General features: G+C 32.2%; 2 protein-coding genes. One reads left to right on the top strand and one right to left on the bottom strand.

The features are described 5' to 3' along the window. Nucleotides 1-992 (bottom strand): helicase HerA-like domain-containing protein (locus ACKI67_RS08345; protein WP_407463059.1); only part of this gene is annotated, 992 nt, incomplete at its 3' end. Nucleotides 993-1,270: 278 nt separating this feature from the next. Here ACKI67_RS08345 and ACKI67_RS08350 point away from each other — a divergent pair. Then, entirely contained in the window at nucleotides 1,271-2,185 is a 915-nt protein-coding gene (locus ACKI67_RS08350) for a methanogenesis marker 7 protein (protein WP_407463060.1), read from the top strand. Nucleotides 2,186-2,319 lie beyond the last annotated feature (134 nt).

The raw sequence follows: 2,319 nt of genomic DNA on the forward strand, positions 1-2,319 counted from the left end.
GTGTATGCATGAAGTGCATGTTGGACTCTGTTACCAAGCTGTGAAAGGACAGTGTCCGGAATATCTGATGGACTTTGTGTAATGAAGTATACTCCGATTCCTTTTGAACGAATCAATCTTATAATCTGCTCTACCTTTTTCTGGAAGGCAGGGGACATGTCATCAAACAATAGGTGAGCCTCATCGAAGAAGAAAACGAATTTAGGCTTGTCCAAGTCACCTACTTCAGGCATTGTTTCGTAAAGTTCGGATATCATCCATAATAGGAATGTTGAGTATAATTCAGGTGCTGTAGACAGTCTTACAGAATCCAATACGTTGATTATACCTTTTCCTTCATCATTGCATTGCATGAAGTCACTGAGTTCCAATGCAGGCTCTCCGAAGAACAGGTCTCCTCCTTGGTCTTCAAGGGTAAGTATGGATCTGAGTAGTGTGGTTGCTGATTTCTTGGCAACTGCACCGTATTGGCTTTCATAAAGTTCAGCATTATCACTTACATGATTAATCATAGATTTCAAATCTTTCAGATCAATTAAAAGCAGGTTTTCATCATCTGCTACACGGAATACAATATTCAATACGCCTTCTTGCGCTTCAGAAAGATTCAATATTTTTGAAAGCAATTGAGGGCCCATTTCAGAGATTGTGACTCTGATTGGCAATCCTTTTTCACCATATAGATCCCAGAATTCAACTGGATATGATTTAAATACGAATCCCTTTTCAGCAAGATTGTATTTTTCCATTCTTTCAGTTATTTTTGAGTTTGCTTCACCAACCTTAGCAAGGCCTGAAACATCCCCTTTCATATCTGCTAAAAATACTGGAACTCCCATATCACTGAAAGCTTCTGCAAGTGTTTTTAAGGTAACTGTTTTTCCTGTACCTGTTGCACCAGCTATTAATCCATGACGATTTGCTAATTTGGATAACAAATAAACTTCTGTAGTTTCATTTGCCCCAACTAAGATATTATTTTCTGCATACATGATAACACCTTTTTTGATTAAATTTTTTAGAACATTTTATAGAACATTTTAAGAATACTAATCTAATTTTAATTATATTTTTAATAATATAAAAAATAATTTATTTTATTTTCATTTTCAAATATTTTTTTTAAAATTATTTTTTCAAACACTTTCAAGTAAAAATAATAAATTATTTAATAGAATAAAAAAATATATTAAATTAGAATATTTTATAAAATTGAAATTTTTTGATAATTTAGGATTATTATATGATTTTTATAAGGTGATGATTTACAATGTATGAAACATTAACATTCACTGGTGGAATTCACAAAAGTGAAGAATTAAAGGAATTGATTGAGAATGTAGGGGGTTTAATTCTCCAATCCAACATATTGCAAATGGAGCTTGTTTTAAATATGGCGGTTCCTATTGATGATGTGGATATTATTAAGGACAAGGCAAAGGAACTTTTAGGTGAAATCTCTGTTGCACCTATGGCGGGTTCTGAAATAGCTATTGTATCCCCAACCCTTGCAAGACATCACCTTCCTCATGCAGCATGTGATATTTCAGAATATCTTAGACGTTATGGTGCAAAAGATAATATGGTTGGTTTAGCTCGTGGTCATGGTAAAGGAACAGCAGGAATCAGTGAAACTGAAAAGGCATTGATTGAAGAGCATGACATAGCTATTTTTGCATTAGGCAGTTTCAAGCAATGCATTATTGATAAGGCTTATCTTTACAATGACATTGACATACCTGTAATCGTTACCGGAGCACCTGAAATTGATTTGGAAGAATTGCCTGGTGTGGATGCTTATGTTCCAGGATTAGGTAGAATTCCACGTAGATTAAAAAGAGGAGAAAACATAAGGGCTTTGAAAAAACTTGTTGAAACTGTTGAAGACCTTTTGGACAAACGTAAAAAAGAGCTTGCTCAAGACCCTCCAATTGCACCTTCAATCTTAGTTAAAAATGAAATTGAAAATCAAGTTCCAGCTATTAAGGAAGTTATTTCTCCAACTCCTGTAACAAGCCAACTCAGTGGTCTTAGAGTTAAATTGGATTATGACAAATATCATGAAGAGATTGAAAATGTAATTATCGGAGATCAAAAACTAAAAGATATTGCAGATATTAGAAAATCTCATTTCTATGATTACATTCTCGTAGAACTTTTAACTGAAAGTTCATTAGTAGATTAGTTCTATAATCTCTTTTTTTAGTTATTTTTTATTTTTTTAATTATTCCTATCTTTTTTTAATTTTTTATTAATAATTTTTAATTTTTTCAATTTTTTAGTTTTCAATTCATTATATTTTTGAATAATTATTAATA

The organism is Methanobrevibacter sp. (genome assembly GCF_045577275.1).
In the GTDB taxonomy this organism is placed as follows: Archaea; Methanobacteriota; Methanobacteria; order Methanobacteriales; family Methanobacteriaceae; genus Methanobrevibacter.